We start from the raw sequence: 14,829 nt of genomic DNA, 5'->3' as shown, positions 1-14,829 counted from the left end.
GCCTACGCCTCCCCCGCCGGCCCGGTCCCGGCCGCCGCCCCGGCCGCGGGGGCCGCCGAGGCCCCACCCGGGGCGTTCGACCTCGAAGCGCTGCGGGCGGCGTTGCGGGACACCACCGCGCACGGCGCACCGGGCGCCATGGCCCGGTACACCGGGCCCGGCGGGGTCCGTACCGCCGCGGAGGGCCTGCGCGACACGGCCTCGGGCGCCGCGATGGACCCGAAGGCCCGGTTCCGGGTCGGCAGCGTCACCAAGACGTTCTCCGCGGTCGTGCTGCTCCAGCTGGCGGCCGAGGGGCGGATCCGGCTCGACGCGCCGGTCGACGACTACCTGCCCGGCCTGCTCCCGGACCGCCGGATCACCGTGCGCCACCTGCTGACCCACCGCAGCGGGCTGGCGGACTACACGAACGCGATGTTCGACAGGACGGTGCCGGGCTTCGAGGCCGTGCGCAACCGGGTGTTCAGCTACCGGGAGCTGGTCGACCTCTCGCTGCGCGAGCCGCGGACCACCGAGCCGGGCGCGGCGTACGCGTACTCGAACACCAACTTCGTCGTGGTGGGCATGCTGATCGAGCAGGCCACCGGGCACCCGGTGGGCAAGGAGTACCAGCGGCGCATCATCAGGAAGCTCGGGCTGCGCAACACCTCGTACGTGCATCCCGGCACGGCCATCGAGGGGATGCACGTGCGCGGCTACCTCCACCCGGACGAGGCGGGCGCGCCGCTGGTCGACTCCACCGAGCAGACGGTGTCCTGGGCCCAGTCGGCCGGGGCGGTGATCTCGAACCCGGCCGACCTGAACACCTTCATGTCGGCGCTGCTCGGCGGTCGGCTGCTGCCCGGGCCGATGCTCGACGCCATGCTCGTCATGACCCCGACCGACGCCACGGGCACCCGCTTCTACGGACTGGGCCTGCGCCGCTACGACCTGTCGTGCGGGACCTCGGTGTACGGCCACACCGGCACCGTGCAGGGCTACTACACGTACGCCTTCGCCACCCGCGACGGGCGCCGCTCGCTGGCGGCCACGGCGAACACCTCCAACCACGGCGAGGCCAACACGGCGCTCGGCGGCACGCTGGAGGCCGCCTTCTGCGGGAAGCGGCCGGCGCCGGCCGGGGCACCCGCGGCGCGCGGCTTCTCGGCGTTCCGGGCGGAGGCCGATCTGCCCGAGCGCCGGGGCTGACGGCCGGCCCCGGCGTTCCGGGCGGAGCGGCCTGCCGCCGGGGCCGGGGGCCGGCTCAGGAGTCGGGGGCCGGCTAGGAGGCGGGGCCGAGGATGCGGGTCGCCATGGCCCGCATCTCCACCTTGCGGATCTTGCCGGTCACCGTCATGGGGAACGCGTCGACGACATGGACGTAGCGCGGGATCTTGAAGCGGGCGAGCCGGCCGTCGCAGAACGCGCGGACGGCGTCGGCCGTGAGGGGCTCCGCGCCGTCCCGCATCCGCACCCAGGCCATCAGCTCCTCGCCGTACTTGGGGTCGGGCACGCCGATCACCTGGACGTCGAGGACGTCGGGGTGGGTGTGGAGGAACTCCTCGATCTCGCGGGGGTAGAGGTTCTCGCCGCCGCGGATCACCATGTCCTTGATCCGCCCGGTGATGCTGACGTAGCCCTCCTCGTCCATGACGGCCACGTCGCCGGTGTGCATCCAGCGCGCGGCGTCGACGGCCTCGGCCGTCTTCTCCGGCTCGCCCCAGTAGCCGAGCATGACCGAGTAGCCGCGGGTGCACAGCTCCCCCGGCTCGCCGCGCGGCAGGGTCCGGCCGGTCCCCGGGTCGACCACCTTCACCTCCAGGTGCGGGCCCACCCGGCCGACCGTCGAGACCCGGCGGTCGACGGAGTCGTCGGCGCGGGTCTGGGTGGACACCGGCGAGGTCTCCGTCATGCCGTAGCAGATGGCCACCTCCGCCATGCCCATCCGGTCGATGACCTCCTTCATCACCTCGACCGGGCAGGGCGAGCCCGCCATGATGCCGGTGCGCAGGCTGGAGAGGTCGTACGAGTCGAAGGCGGGGTCGGCGAGTTCGGCGATGAACATGGTGGGGACGCCGTAGAGCGAGGTGCACGCCTCGGCGGCGACGGCGGCGAGGGTGGCGGCGGGGTCGAAGGACGGGGCCGGGACGACCATGGCGGCGCCGTGGCTGGTGCAGGCCAGGTTTCCCATGACCATGCCAAAGCAGTGGTAGAAGGGGACGGGGATGCAGACGCGGTCGTGCTCGGTGTAGTGGCAGAGTTCGCCGACGAAGTAGCCGTTGTTGAGGATGTTGTGGTGCGAGAGGGTCGCGCCCTTGGGGAAGCCGGTGGTCCCCGACGTGTACTGGATGTTGATCGGGTCGTCGGGGCTGAGCGCGGCGGCGGCCTGCTCCAGGGCGCCGCGGTCGGCCTCGCGGCCGGCGGCCAGCAGGGCGTGCCAGGGGGCGCTGTCGAGCAGGACGACGTGTTCGAGGCCGGGGCAGCGGGGCGCGACCTCCTCGATCATGGCCGCGTAGTCGGAGGTCTTGAACCGCTCGGCGGCGGCGAGCAGCCGCATCCCGGACTGGTTCAGCACGTACTCCAGCTCGTGGGAGCGGTAGGCCGGGTTGACGGTCACCAGGATGGCGCCGATCTTGGCGGTGGCGTACTGGACGAGGGTCCATTCGGCGCAGTTGGGCGCCCAGATGCCGACGCGGTCGCCGCGGGCGATGCCGAGGCCGAGCAGGCCGAGGGCCAGGGCGTCGACGTCCGCGGCCAGTTCGGCGTAGGTCCAGCGGCGGCCGGTGGCCGACTCGACCAGGGCCTCGCGCGCGGGGAAGGCCCGGACCGTGCGGTCGAGGTTGTCGCCGATGGTCTCGCCCAGCAGGGGCGCGGTGGAGGGCCCTGATGCGTAACTCGGCGCGGTGGACACGACGTACCTCCTGAGCGGGGGGTGAGCGGCAGCGCCCCCATGATCCTTGGCGCCGGGCCGGTCCACCAGACCCCGGACGGGGGCGCTGCGGTGCGCGGGGGCTGCCCGGGGCGCATGATGAAGGGGCGGCGGGCGGCGACAGGAGGGCGTACATGACGGCCCAGCGGTACGAGCTGGTGTTTCCCCCCGACGGTCCGGAGCAGGACGAGGACGTCGTGACCGTCACCCGTACGGACCTCACGGGCCCCGGCGGCCATCCGGTCTACGAGGACGCGAGCGGCATCGTCCGGGCGGAGATCAGCGACCAGGGCGAGGTCCGCATGCTGGCGTCCGGCCCCGCCCAGGCCCCGACGCGGGCCTTGCGCGCACGCCCCTTGGACGACTGAGGCCGCCGACCGAAGCCGCCGACTGAACGCGTCGGCTGAACGCGCCGGCCGACCGCGCCCGCTCCGCGGGTCGCTTTCAGGCGACGCCGCGGGGGCGGTACTGAATGCTGATGCGGGGGCCGACCGCGCGGGTGGATTTGGGAATCGCGTGTTCCCACGTGCGCTGGCAGGAGCCGCCCATCACCGCCAGGTCGCCGTGGCCCAGCGGCAGGCGCAGGGCCGCCGGGCCGCCGCCGCGGGGGCGCAGGGCCAGGTCGCGGGGGTCGCCGACGGAGAGGATGGCGACCATGGTGTCCTCCCGGGCCGAGCGGCCCGTACGGTCGCCGTGCCAGGCGACGCTGTCCCGGCCGTCGCGGTAGAAGCACAGGCCGGCCGTCACGAAGGGCTCGCCCAGCTCTGCGGCGTAGTGCGCGGAGAGGGCGGCCCGGGCCTCGTCGAGGACGGGGTGCGGGAGGGGTTCGCCGGCCCCGTAGTACGCGAGCAGCCGGGGGACGTCGACCTCGCGCTCGTACATCTGCCGGCGCTCGGCCCGCCACGGCACCCGGGCCACCAGCTCCTCGAACAACGCGTCCGCGCCGCTCAGCCAGCCCGGGAGCACATCGACCCACGCCCCGCTGCCCAGCTCCCGCCGCCGCACACCGCGCAGCGGCCCGAGCCGGACGTCGTCGGCCTGGTCGAAGAGCGATCCCTGGAGCGGCACGTGCATGGGACCAGCCTACCCGCTGGACCGAACATGTGCTCGAATTTGCGTGGGGGCCGCGTACGGGCGGGCGGCCAGGCAGATGGTGGCGGTGGCGGCGAGGAAGAGCAGGGCCAGCAGGAGCCAGCCCAGGACGCCGCCGGGCAGCAGGAAGGCCGTCACCAGGAAGGGGCCGGCGATCAGCTGGGCGCTCTGGCCCATGCTGAACACCGACAGGTAGCGGGCCCGCGCCTGTGGCGGGGACATCTCGTACGACAGCTCCCAGCGGGCCACGGCGTGCAGGTTCTCGCCCGCGGTGAGCAGGAGCACGGCCAGCGCGGCGGCCGGCAGCGCCACCAGCGGGCTCCGGTCGGCCGCGCCGGCGAAGACCGCGCAGGCGAGGACGAGGAACAGGCAGGCCAGCCGCAGCATCCGCAACGACCTCGCCGCGCCCCGGGCGTGCCGGGCCACGGTGACCTGGAAGACCACGGTCAGCACGGTGTTGACGGCGAGCAGCGCCGAGCTGACGCTCTCGGGCAGGCCGGCCCGCTGGACCGTCCACAGCGGCAGCAGGACGAACAGGACGCAGTCGTGCAGGTGCAGCACCGTGTTGGCGACGCAGACCAGCAGGAAGCGGCGGTCCCGGTACGGGGAGCGGCGCAGCGGGGCGGCCGGTCCCGGGCGGGCCGGCGCCTGCCCCGTCTGGAGCGAGGACTCCGGCGCCTCCCGTACCACCGGACCTGAGCGGGTGGCACCCGCGTCGGCGGCGACGGCCTTCGCTCCCGCCTCCGCGCCGGCCTTCGCCCGGGCCGCGTCCGCCGCCCTGCCCGCCGCGACGACGGCCCGCCCCACCGCCACGAACACGACGGCGTTGAAGGCGAACAGGCCGATGAACCCCGCCCGCGAGTCCGCCGCCTGGACCACCGCGGCCAGCAGGAAGCCCACGGTGAGGCCTGCGTTGCTGATCGCCCGCAGCGACCCCATGGTCCGGGTGCGCTCCTCGTCGGTCTCGAACTCGCCGACGATGACCTGGAGCAGCGGTTGCCCGGCCCGCAGCGCGCCGGTGACGACGCAGGAGACGGCCAGGTAGCCGGCGTAGTCGGTGACGAACGCGTACGCGGCGAAGCCCGCCGCGCGCACCAGGGTCAGCCCCACGTACACCCGGCGGGCGCCGAGGCGGTCCGCGAGCGGGCCGAACACGGTGGGGCTGACCAGGCCGACGACATTGGCGACGGCGATCGCCCCGCCCACCGCGACCGCCGAGACGGACAGGTACTCGACGAAGTACAGCGTCGCCGCGGCCAGGAACAGGCCGTTGGCCACGGAGTCGGCGGCCGCGCCCGCGGCGACGAGCCGGCCCTGCCGCGAGCGCGGCAGGACCGCCCGGGTGAGGAACGTCAGCATCGTCACCCGTGTCGCCGGTCCAGGTGCCCGGCCAGGACCGGGCCGATCGCGTCCAGTGCGTGGCCCTGGAGCATCGCGCCGTGGGTCGAGGGGACCTCGTGGACGGTGACCGGCCCGTCGACGTAGCGCTGCCACACCAGCGGGTCGGGGCGCCCGGCGGGCCGGTCCTCGGTGGCGAGGAAGAACAGCAGCTCGCCCTGGAAGGTCCCGCCCGAGATCGCCCCCGCCGTCTCGGAGTTGCGGGCGAAGACGGCGGGCAGCGCGGCCACCGCCGACGGGGACAGCCCTTCGAGCGGGCTGCCCTCCCCCGCGACCGCCGCCGCGAACTCCTCGGGGGTGGGCGCACCCGCCGCCGGCCCGGTGCCGATGCCCGTTCCCACTCCGGTGCCGATGCCGATGCCGATCGAGTCGAGGAGCTCGCGCAGCACCTCGGGGTCTTCGGGGGCGTACGCGCGCCGGGCGGACTCCCCCGGCCGGCCCGTGGCGGGGTAGCCGTCGAGTACGGCGAGCAGGTCGACCCGTTCCCCGGCCGCCTGGAGCTGGACGGCCATCTCGTGCGCCGCGCCGCCGCCGTACGACCAGCCGAGCAGGTGGTACGGGCCCGACGGCTGGACGGAGCGGATCTGGCGCACGTAGTCCGCGGCGGTCCAAACCAGGTCGGCGCCGAGCGCCGTCGGGTCGGACAGGGCCCGCGACTGGAGGGCGTACAGGGGGATGTCGGGGCCGAGGTGGCGCAGCAGGCCGGAGTACGTCCAGCCGATGCCGGCGGCCGGATGGACGCAGAACAGCGGGGGCCGGGAGCCGGCCGCGCGCAGCGGCAGCAGTACGGACAGCGCCTCGGCCGGGCCGTGCGGGGCGGAGCGGGATACGAGCCGGTGCGCCAGGGCGGCCGCGGTGGGGGCCTCGAAGAGGTCGCGGATCCCCGGTCGGCCGCCGAGCTCGGCCCGGACCCGGCCGATCAACCGGGCCGCGAGCAGCGAGTGGCCGCCCAGGGCGAAGAAGTCGTCGTCCACACCGACCCCGGCCACCCCCAGCACCTCGCCGAAGATCCGGCACAGGGTCTCCTCGGCCGCGCCGCGCGGGGCGCGGGAGCCCTCCCGGGTGCCGGTGGCTCCGGGGGCCGGCAGGGCGGCGCGGTCGAGTTTGCCGTTCCCGGTCAGCGGCAGTGCGTCGAGGACGACGACGGCCCCGGGAAGCATGTGGTCGGGCAGCCGCCGCGCGGCGAGGCGGCGGACCTCGGCCGGGTCGGCGGCGCCCACCACGTAGCCCACCAGGCGGCGGTCGCCGGGCCGGTCCTCGCGGACCACGGCCGCGGCCTGGGTGACGTCCGGGTGGGCGAGCAGGGCGGAGCCGACCTCGCCGAGCTCGATGCGGAAGCCGCGCAGCTGCACCTGGTCGTCGGAGCGGCCCAGGTACTCCAGGGAGCCGTCGCGCAGCCGGCGGGCCAGGTCGCCGGTGCGGTAGAGCCGGGAGCCGGGCTCCCCGTAGGGGTTGGCCACGAAGCGTTCGGCGGTCAGCGCGGGCCGGTTCAGGTAGCCGCGGGCCAGTCCGGCACCCGCGACGTACAGCTCGCCGGGTACGCCGGCGGGCACCGACCGCAGCCGCTCGTCGAGGACGTACACGGCCAGGTCCGGCAGGGGTTCGCCGATCACCGAGCCGGGCATGGCGGCGGCGGTCGCGGCGTCCAGGGCGATGCGGGTGACGTGGACGGTGGTCTCGGTGATGCCGTACATGTTCACCAGCACCGGCGCCGATGCGTCGTGCCGGGCGTACCAGTCGGCGAGCCGGGCCGGTTCCAGCGCCTCCCCGCCGAGGACGACGTAACGCAGGGCGAGCCGCCGGCCCAGGGCGGGCTCGTCGCGGTCGGCGGCGGCCAGCTGGTGGAAGGCGGAGGGGGTCTGGCTCAGCATCGTCACCCGCTCGTCGGCCAGCAGCCGCAGGAACTCCCCCGGCGCGCGGGCGACGTCGTGGGGGACGACGACCAGCCGGCCGCCGTGGAGCAGGGCGCCCCACATCTCCCAGACCGAGAAGTCGAAGGCGTAGGAGTGGAACAGCGTCCAGACGTCGTCCGGCCGGAAGTCGATGTCCTGCGCGGCGGCCCGCATCAGGCGTACGACGTTCGCGTGCGGGACCACCACGCCCTTGGGCCGGCCGGTCGAGCCGGAGGTGTAGATCACGTACGCGGCGTGGCCGGGTCCGGCGGGGGCGCCGTCCGGGGCGGTGTCCGGGCAGGACTCGGACTCCTTCAGGGTCTCCTCGGTGACCGTCGCCACGGGGTCCGCGTCGGCCAGCATCAGGGCGGTCCGGTCGGCGGGCTGGGCGGGGTCGACCGGGACGTACGCGGCGCCCGCCTTGAGTACGCCGAGGAGCGCGACCACGACGTCGGCCGAGCGGGGCAGCTGCACGGCGACGATGCGCTCGGGGCCGGCGCCGCGGCCGCGCAGCAGGTGCGCCAGCCGGTTGGCCCGCCGGTCCAGTTCGCGGTAGGTCAGGGAGCAGCCCTCGGCCGTCACGGCCACGGCGTCCGGGGCGGCCGCGACCCGGGCCTCGAACAGGGTGACGAGGGTGGGGGCCTCTGCGCCGTCCGCGCCGAAGGAGGCCCGCGGGGGCGCGGTCAGGGCACGCCGCTCGGACTCCTCCAGCAGCTCCACGTCGAGGATCTTCCCGTCCGGGTCATCGGCCATCGCCGCGAGGATCCGCAGCAGGTGCTCCCCCGCCTGCCGGACCGTCGCCTCGTCGAACACGTCGGTGGCGTACTCCAGGACGATCTTCAGCCCGTCGGGTACGGGGCGCCCCGCGGGATCGTCCCCGGCGGGCCCGGCGTGCTTCTCGTACACGTCGACCAGCAGGTCGAACTTGGCCGTGTGCGCGTCGACCCGCTCGACCGAGGCGCGCACCCCGGGCAGCGACAGCCGCGGCATCACGTTGTTGTGCAGCATCAGCATGACCTGGAAGAGCGGGGAGCGGGCCAGCGAGCGCCGCGGGGCCAGCTCCTCCACCACCCGGTCGAAGGGGACGTCCTGGTGTGCGAAGGCCTCCAGGGCGCAGGCGCGCGAGCGCCGCACCAGTTCGGTGAACGTCGGGTCGCCGGAGGCGTCGGTGCGCAGCACCAGGGTGTTGACGAAGAAGCCGATCAGGTCGTCCAGCGCCTCGTCGCCGCGGCCCGCCGTACCCGTGCCGATCGGCAGGTCCTCGCCCGCCCCGAGCCGCCGCAGCAGGGCCGCCAGGGCCGCCTGCAGGACGGTGAACAGGGTGCTCTCGGTCCTACGGGCCAGCCGCTCCAGCGCCTGGTGGCCGCCGGCGTCCACGGTGACGGTCACCCGGTCGCCGCGGTGGCTGGGGACCGGCGGGTGGGTGCGGTCGTAGGGCAGGGCGAGCGCCGGCGGCGCCCCGTCGAGGACGCGGCGCCAGGAGGTCAGCTGGCGGCTCAGCAGGCTGTCGGGGTCCTCGGCCGGGCCGAGGAGCTCCTCCTGCCACAGCACGTAGTCGCCGTAACTCACGGGCAGCGGCGCCCAGTCGGGGACCGTGCCCGCGGCCCGGGCGGCGTAGGCGGTGCCCAGGTCGCGCAGCAGGACCCGCTCCGAGATGCCGTCGCCGGCGATGTGGTGGGTGAGGACGAGCAGCACGTGGTGGTCCGGGGCGAGGGTGAACAGCCAGGTGCGCAGCGGGATCTCGGTGTCGAGGTCGAAGCAGTACCGGGCGGCCCGCTCCACCTGCGCGTCGATCTCGCCGGGTCCGGTCGCGACCAGCTCCAGCACCGGCTCGGCCGCGGCGGCCGGCCGGACGTACTGCTCGGGGGTCCCGTCGGTCTCGGCGTAGGCGGTCCGCAGGATCTCGTGCCGCTCGACCAGGTCGGCGAGCGCCGCGCGCAGCAGTCCGGGATCGACCGGGCCGTGCAGGACGACCTTCTGGTGGATGTTGTACGTGGGGCTCGGCCCCTGGAGCCGGTGCAGGAACCACATGCGGCGCTGGCCGTAGGACAGCGGGAGCCCACGGGAGCGGCGCCGCAGCACGGGCCGGGACCCGGGTGCGGATCCGGCGTCGGGGTCGCCTGCGGGGCGGTCGAGGAGCGCGGCCAGCTCCCGTACGGTGGCGCCGGCGACGAACTGCGGCATCCGGACCCGCCGTCCGAAGACGGTCTGGACCCGGGCGAGCATCTGTACGGCGGCCAGCGAGTGCCCGCCGGCGGCGAAGAAGCTCTCGGTCAGGCCCACGTCGGGGTGGCGCAGGATCTCCTGCCAGATGGTGAGCAGGGCGGCCTCGGTCGTCGTGGCGGGCTCCTCGCGGCGGCCGCTGTCGACGCGGTGGTCGGGCAGGGCGGAGTGGTCCAGCTTGCCGTTGGGCGTCAGCGGGATGCGGTCGAGGCGCACGGTGTGGGCGGGGACGGCGTAGCCGGGGAGCTGCCCGGCCAGGAATGCGGTGAGCGCGGCGTGGTCGAGGGCGGCGTGGTCGAGGGCGGCGTCGGGGGTGCGCGGCAGCCAGTACGCCACCAGCCGGTTGTCGTCGCCCTCGCGCACGCTGCGGACGATGGCCTCCTGGACGGCCGGGTGGGCCCGGACCGCGGCGGCCACCTCGCCGAGTTCGATCCGGTGGCCGCGGATCTTGACCTGGTCGTCCTCGCGGCCGAGGAACTGCAGCTCGCCGCTGCCCAGATGGCGGACGAGGTCGCCGGTGCGGTAGAGCCGGTCGGAGGTGCCGGGGACGAAGGGGTCGGCGAGGAAGCGCTCGGCGGTGCGCTCGGAGTCGGCGAAGTAGCCGTCGGCGGTGCACAGTCCGCCGATGTACAGCTCGCCGGGCACGCCCGTGGGCTGCGGACTGCCGTGCCGGTCCAGCACGTAGTAGCGGCAGTTCTGCATCGGCCGGCCGTACGGGATGCTGGGCCAGCGGGGATCGACCCGGTCCACGACGTGGTAGTTCGACCAGACGGTGGCCTCGGTCGCGCCGCCCATGGCGAGGACCACGGGGGCGCCGAAGCAGCCGCGGACGGTGTCGGGCAGGGTGACCGGGATCCAGTCGCCGGAGAGCATGACCAGGCGCAGCGCGGCGGAGCGCAGGTCGCCGGCGCAGGCGGTGAGCAGCGGGGCGAGCTGCTGCAGGGCCGCGGGGGCGGAGTCCCAGACGGTCACGGGCTCGGTGCGCAGGATGTCCACCAGGCGTTGGGGGTCGGCGAGTTCGGCCTCGTCGGCCAGCCGGACGGTGGCTCCGGCGGCGAGCGAGCCCCAGACGTCGTACACGGAGAGGTCGAAGCTGAAGGAGGTCACCAGCAGGACGCTGTCGGCGGGCCCGACGTGCTGGGTGCGGTTGATCCAGTCGACGAGGTTGGCGAGCCGCTTGTGGGCGACGACCACGCCCTTGGGCTCGCCGGTGGAGCCGGAGGTGAAGATGACGTACGCCGGGTCGTCGGGGCGGGGCAGGAGGCCGGTCCCGGCGGCGGGGTTCTCAGTGGTGGGGGGCTCGGCGGCAGGCAAGGTGTCCAGGTCGCGGTCCACCAGCAGGGCGGGGGTGTCCGGCAGCCCGGCCCGCTCCAACCGGTCGGCCCAGGCCCGGCAGGTGACCAGGGCCTTCGGGGCGGTCCGGGCCACGAGCGCGGTCAGCTTGGCCGGGGGCAGCGCGGTGTTCAGCGGTACGTACGCGGCCCCGCCGAGGGCGACGGCGACCATGGCGGTGAGCGCGTCGGGCCGCCGGTCCAGGACGAGCGGCACGAGGTCGCCCCGGCCCACGCCCTGCCGGGCCAGCCAGCCGGCCAGGCGGCGGGCCCGGTCCAGGAGCTCGGCGTAGGTGAGGGCGGCCGTGGAGGTGCGGACGGCGACCGCGTCCGGGCGGCGGCGGGCCTGTTCCAGGAACTGCTCCACCACCCCCGGCAGGCCGTCCACCGGCCGCTCGGTGGCGTTGAACTCGACCACGAGCCGGTGCGATTCGGCGTCCGACATGACCGGCATCAGGGCGAGGTCCCGGTCGGGGTCGGCGCAGACGCGGAGCAGGACGGCCTGGAGCCGGTCGAAGAACAGCTCGGCGTCCAGCCGGTCGTAGCGCTCGCCACGGAAGCGGACGAGGCACGTCCCCTCGTCGAAGTCGGTCCAGGACAGGGCGAGGTCGAAGGCGCCGGCGGCGGCGCCGGTGTCCTCCACGCGCAGCCGGACACCGTCGCCGCAGCCGCGGGCGGCCGCGGCCAGGGTGAAGTCGGCGTGGAACCGCGGCGGTTCGGGCATCACCCGCTCGGCGAGGCCGGGGTAGGCGAGGGCGTGCTCGTCCACCTGGGCGAGCCGCCGCGCCAGCCGGTCCTGGAGGGCGGCGAAGCCCTCCCCCTCGGCCACCGGCAGGACCACCGGCACGTCGAAGGTGAGCGGGCCGAAGACGCCGGCCAGCTCCGGGTACGCGGTCCGCGCCGGCCAGGCGAGGGCGACGGCCGGGTGCCGGCCGCCGGTCAGCCGGTGCAGCAGCAGCTGGAAGGCGCCGAGGACGATGTTCTCGTAGGTCCAGCCGTGCTGCTCGACGGCCCGGGCGAGGGCGGTCCGCGTGGCCGGTTCGAGGGTGAAGCGCAGCTCGGTCGGGCCGGACCCCTCGTACCCGACGGCCGGTACGGCGGCGTCCGCGCCCTCGGCGGCCTCGGCGGCCACGCCCCGCCAGTACGCGTCGGCGTCCGGGTCCTCGGCGGCGTCCGCCAGGAACTGGGCGACGTCGGCGTAGCGCGGGTACTCCTCCGCGTCGACGCCGTCCGGCGCGTGCTGCGCCCCGGTCGGTGCGGCGGCTTCCGCGGGCGGGCGCAGGGCGGCCGCCAGCTCGCGGGCGAGCCGGCCCAGGGAAGCGGCGTCGGCCAGGAAGCCGGGCAGGCCGAGCCGGAGCCGGACCTGCCGGTCGGTGTGCGCGACGAGCCGCGGGCGCAGGACGAAGGCCTCGTTGACCCGCAGGGGTTCGGCGTCGCCGGATCCGCCGCGGTCGGCGGGGTCGGCGCCGTCGGCGTCGTCGGCGTCGGTGAACTCCACGGCGGGCCGGTCGCGCAGGACCTGGGCGGGTTCGGCCATGCCGGGCAGCTGGGTGTAGTCGGAGCACAGGAGGTCGTGACATCGGGCGGTGTCGAGGACGGCCCGGCGCAAGGCGTCGGGTGTCACCACCGCGTCGATGTCGAGGTGGGCGGTGAACTCGACGGGCAGGAGCGCGGCGCCGCCGAGGCGCCGCAGGATGTTCCGCTGGACCGGCGAGATGGCGTAGCCGTCGGCCTGCGAGAGGTGCGGCGAATCGGCGTGCGTGGTCATCGTCAGACCTTCCTCGGGATGGGAGGGACGTACGGGACGGCGGTGGAGTACGGGCGGGTCGGCGGTGGAGTACGGGCGGGACGTACGGATCGCTGCGGCGGTCGAGGCCGGTCCGGCGGCCAGGGCCGATGCGACGGTCAGCGCCGGTTCGGCGGCCAGGGTCAGTGCATGGCCGCGCTCGCCGCGTTGAGCCGCTCGTGGAAGTCGCACACGCCGACGTTCACGCGCTGCGGGGCCAGGATGGGCCGGCGGCCGTGGACGCAGCGGATGTTGTCGACCAGCAGCACGTCGCCCTGCTGCCAGTCGAAGCAGATCTCGTCGGCCCGGTAGAGGGCGCACAGCTCCTCGACGTCCCGGGTGTCGATGGGCGAGCCGTCGCCCCAGTAGGTGTTCACAGGCAGTTCGTCGAGGCGGTAGTCGCGCAGCAGCTGCTCGCGGATGGTCCGCTCGACCCGGGCGACGTTGCTGAAGGTGATGTTGTTGGCCCACACCCGCTGCCCCGACACCGGGTGCGGGAACGAGGGCGCGAAGCGGGCCGAGAACCCGGTCAGGACCTCACCGTCCCAGCGGACGTCGAAAGCGTCCAGGCGGTCCAGCTGCCGCCGGATCTCCTCGGGATCGGAGGTCTTGAAGTAGCCCTTGGCGTCCACGCCGATCCCCGGGTGGAAGCGGCGCCGCAGGATCCAGCCGCCGTTCTCGAAGCGCTCCCGGAGCCGGTCGGGGACCGCCTCCAGGACCCGTACGGTGTCCACGAAGGGCGTCTGCCCGCCGGAGGCCTGCGTCTGCTCGCACCAGAAGACCAGGTGGCGGGGCCACTTGACGCGGTCGCAGTAGTCGTTGTGGTACCAGACGTCCTCGCCGTCGGTGACGAACTGGTTGTGGGTGTTCTGGTCCTCCACCAGGTGTCCGGCGCCGCCGCTGAAGACGCCGACCACGGAGTCGAACCGGGACGGTTCGGTCACGGCGAACCCGCGGAAGAGGACGGCGCCGGTCCGGGCCTGCAGCTCGTCCACCTGTCCGCGGTGGGCGGCGAGCCACTCGGCGAGGTCCCCGGCCGCCCTGGCCGTCACGACGGGGAGCCGCCCGTCCGCGGTGGTGCCGACGGCGACCAGGTCCGCGTCGCTGACGCGGGTGGCGGTCGCCCTGCCGATCCGGAGCTTCATCTCGTCTCCCGGGTGGTGATGGCCTTGCAGTCGACCGGATCGGTCATGGCGACGACGACCTGGCGGGGGCCCTCGTAGGTGTCGCGCCCGTGGGCGCAGGAGAGGTTGTCGACCAGCAGCATGTCCCCGGCCTCCCAGGGGAAGCGGAAGAGGACCTGGTCGTAGGCGGCGCGGATGGCGGCGAGATCCTCCTCGGCGATGTCCTCGCCGTTGCCGAGGTAGGTGTTGCGCGGCAGGTTCTCCTTGCCGAACATCGCCAGCAGCGAGGCGGCGCCCTCGGCGCCGACCCGGGTGTGGTGGAAGAGGTGCGCCTGGTTGAACCAGGACGGCTCGCCGGTGTCGGGGTGGGTGACCACGGCGTGGCACAGCTGGCGGGTGCGCAGGTGGTCGGGGGCGACCCACTCCCACTCCATGTCCTGCTCGCGGCAGTACGCCTCGACGTCCCGCTTGCTGTCGGTGCCGAAGACCTCCTGCCACGGCAGGTCGATGTCCGGGTGGTAGTTGCGGACGTAGAGGATGCCGTGGCGGGCGAACCGGGCCGTGAGGTCCTCGGGGAGCAGCCGCAGGAGGGCGCGGGTGTCGGCGATGGGGGTGGCCCCGCCGACGGGCGCGGGGCGCAGGCAGCAGAACCACAGGTAGCGGGGGGCGGTGTGGGTCCAGGACAGCTCGTTGTGGAGCGGGATCACCTGGTCCGGCGGGTATTCGGTGGAGGTGTAGACGCCGCCCTTGACGCGGGTGCGGGGCGTGGAGCGGTGGTCGTAGGCGAGCAGGTCGCCCGAGAAGGCGCGGACGACCTCGCCGAATCCGTCGGCGTCGGCCGTGCCGAAGCCGCGCAGCAGCAGCGCGCCGCGCCGGTGCAGATCGGCGGCGAACTCCTCACGGCGCTCCCGTACGATCCCGGCGGCGGTCAGCCGGGCGCCCCGGGGGGTGACGATCTTCAGCAGTCCGTTGCTGCCCGGCGCCGGCTGCGTGTCGAGCAGGCCGCGCCGGTCGATGGGGGCGGCCGATCCGATGTTCAGGCGTCCTTCGGCGGTCATGACGGCTCCTGTCCTGG

General features: G+C 74.8%; 8 protein-coding genes. 2 read left to right on the top strand and 6 right to left on the bottom strand.

Features of this window, described 5'->3' with window-relative positions; all coding sequences use genetic code 11:
• Positions 1-1,188: serine hydrolase domain-containing protein (locus GPJ59_RS00755; protein WP_258023649.1), on the top strand; the 1,188-nt coding region annotated here is incomplete at its 5' end.
• 73 nt (positions 1,189-1,261) lie between these two features.
• On the opposite strand, the gene GPJ59_RS00750 is transcribed toward GPJ59_RS00755, so the two are convergent.
• Positions 1,262-2,890, bottom strand: coding sequence for an AMP-binding protein (locus tag GPJ59_RS00750; protein WP_219664165.1), 1,629 nt, complete (start codon positions 2,888-2,890; stop codon positions 1,262-1,264).
• Between the two features lie 152 nt (positions 2,891-3,042).
• Between GPJ59_RS00750 and GPJ59_RS00745 the strand changes: the two genes are divergently transcribed.
• A complete protein-coding gene (locus GPJ59_RS00745) occupies positions 3,043-3,276 on the top strand; it encodes a DUF6296 family protein (RefSeq protein WP_219664164.1) in 234 nt (77 codons plus the stop codon).
• Between the two features lie 76 nt (positions 3,277-3,352).
• Here GPJ59_RS00745 and GPJ59_RS00740 read toward each other — a convergent pair whose 3' ends face one another.
• From GPJ59_RS00740 to GPJ59_RS00720, 5 genes are read right to left on the bottom strand one after another with little or no spacing between them, the layout of a single operon-like run.
• Positions 3,353-3,982: an alpha-ketoglutarate-dependent dioxygenase AlkB gene (locus GPJ59_RS00740; protein ID WP_219664163.1), complete on the bottom strand. Its 630-nt coding sequence runs from the start codon at positions 3,980-3,982 to the stop codon at positions 3,353-3,355.
• 9 nt (positions 3,983-3,991) lie between these two features.
• Entirely contained in the window at positions 3,992-5,359 is a 1,368-nt protein-coding gene (locus tag GPJ59_RS00735; protein ID WP_258023655.1) for an MFS transporter, read from the bottom strand.
• 2 nt (positions 5,360-5,361) lie between these two features.
• Positions 5,362-12,822, bottom strand: a complete 7,461-nt coding sequence (locus GPJ59_RS00730; RefSeq protein ID WP_219664161.1) for an amino acid adenylation domain-containing protein — start codon at positions 12,820-12,822, stop codon at positions 5,362-5,364.
• A complete protein-coding gene (locus GPJ59_RS00725) occupies positions 12,774-13,775 on the bottom strand; it encodes a TauD/TfdA family dioxygenase (RefSeq protein ID WP_219664160.1) in 1,002 nt (333 codons plus the stop codon). Before GPJ59_RS00725 ends, GPJ59_RS00730 begins: the two co-directional genes overlap by 49 nt.
• The gene (locus GPJ59_RS00720; protein WP_219664159.1) at positions 13,772-14,812 is read right to left on the bottom strand and encodes a TauD/TfdA family dioxygenase; all 1,041 of its coding nucleotides are present in this window, start codon (positions 14,810-14,812) and stop codon (positions 13,772-13,774) included. The genes GPJ59_RS00725 and GPJ59_RS00720 overlap by 4 nt, the downstream gene beginning before the upstream one ends.
• Between the last annotated feature and the right edge of the window lie 17 nt (positions 14,813-14,829).

Origin of the sequence: Streptomyces bambusae, assembly GCF_019400985.1 — a bacterium.
Taxonomy (GTDB): domain Bacteria; phylum Actinomycetota; class Actinomycetes; order Streptomycetales; family Streptomycetaceae; genus Streptomyces; species Streptomyces bambusae_A.
This window is presented reverse-complemented; position numbering and strand designations above follow the sequence as displayed.

Bases quoted from the DNA above. Each gene is read 5' to 3' on its own strand.
- GPJ59_RS00740 (WP_219664163.1), bottom strand. From the start codon at position 3,982: ATGCACGTGCCGCTCCAGGGATCGCTCTTCGACCAGGCCGACGACGTC.
- GPJ59_RS00725 (WP_219664160.1), bottom strand. From the start codon at position 13,775: ATGAAGCTCCGGATCGGCAGGGCGACCGCCACCCGCGTCAGCGACGCG.
- GPJ59_RS00720 (WP_219664159.1), bottom strand. From the start codon at position 14,812: ATGACCGCCGAAGGACGCCTGAACATCGGATCGGCCGCCCCCATCGAC.
- GPJ59_RS00735 (WP_258023655.1), bottom strand. From the start codon at position 5,359: ATGCTGACGTTCCTCACCCGGGCGGTCCTGCCGCGCTCGCGGCAGGGC.
- GPJ59_RS00745 (WP_219664164.1), top strand. From the start codon at position 3,043: ATGACGGCCCAGCGGTACGAGCTGGTGTTTCCCCCCGACGGTCCGGAG.